This is a genomic window from Klebsiella sp. K47 (assembly GCF_051858335.1).
GTDB lineage: Bacteria > Pseudomonadota > Gammaproteobacteria > Enterobacterales > Enterobacteriaceae > Klebsiella > Klebsiella pneumoniae.
On sequence record NZ_JBPYUI010000112.1, the window covers coordinates 1 to 354 of the forward strand.

Genomic DNA, 354 nt, shown 5'->3' on the forward strand with positions numbered 1-354 from the left:
GCGCGTTATCGATCTGGTCGAATGCGCGAGCGGAACCACCGTAGGTTTTAGCCAGTACGGTAGTGATGGCAGCGGTCAGCGTTGTTTTACCATGGTCAACGTGGCCGATAGTACCGACGTTAACGTGCGGTTTTGTACGTTCAAACTTTTCTTTAGACATCGATTGTCCCTCTAAGACACGGATAAATCGGTGATATCACCACATCAACCAGGCAACATGCCCGACTTGTTGAATGAACATAACAGAAGAGAAACAGGGAAGGAGAGAAAAGAAGTGGTGCTGATACCCAGAGTCGAACTGGGGACCTCACCCTTACCAAGGGTGCGCTCTACCAACTGAGCCATATCAGCACG

General features: G+C 50.0%; 1 protein-coding gene and 1 tRNA gene. Both read right to left on the reverse strand.

The genetic code is table 11. The annotated features are described in order from the left end of the window. On the reverse strand, positions 1–160 hold a 160-nt coding region (locus RRF55_RS27320), incomplete at its 3' end, for a GTP-binding protein (protein ID WP_227507214.1). 115 nt (positions 161–275) lie between these two features. After that, positions 276–351: transfer RNA gene (locus tag RRF55_RS27325), tRNA-Thr, on the reverse strand. Positions 352–354: the final 3 nt, after the last annotated feature.